Source organism: Paenibacillus sp. PsM32, from assembly GCF_030433815.1.
Classification (GTDB): Bacteria; Bacillota; Bacilli; order Paenibacillales; family Paenibacillaceae; genus Saccharibacillus; species Saccharibacillus kyungheensis.
In genome coordinates this window covers 1-286 of sequence record NZ_JARUWY010000047.1, presented here as the reverse complement: position 1 = coordinate 286, position 286 = coordinate 1, and the positions used below count along the sequence as shown (strand labels likewise).

The following is a 286-nucleotide window of genomic DNA, read 5'->3' as shown; positions in this document are numbered from 1 at the left end:
GAAGAAGCAATAGCAATTGCTAAAAAATATCATGAAGAAAATAAAGAGGAAGGAATCGTAAGTGAACAAATCGAAAGATTATATTTTGATGAAGGATATACGTTCAAAAGAGATCGAGAAAACAGAGAAAATGATGATATTCGACCAGCATGGAGAGTAACAGTAGATTTACCACCTAACCCTTTTTTGTTTGAAGATTATACGTTAATTGTATCGGATCGAGATCGTAAAGTAATGGGGATGTTAGGTCAAAATGGACAACCAGTAGAATTATAACGGTTTGTTT

At 33.2% G+C, this 286-nt stretch carries 1 protein-coding gene; it reads left to right on the top strand.

Annotated features, from left to right (window positions below; translation table 11 throughout):
• Window positions 1-276: hypothetical protein (locus tag QCD85_RS23680; protein ID WP_301264081.1), on the top strand; the 276-nt coding region annotated here is incomplete at its 5' end.
• Window positions 277-286: the final 10 nt, after the last annotated feature.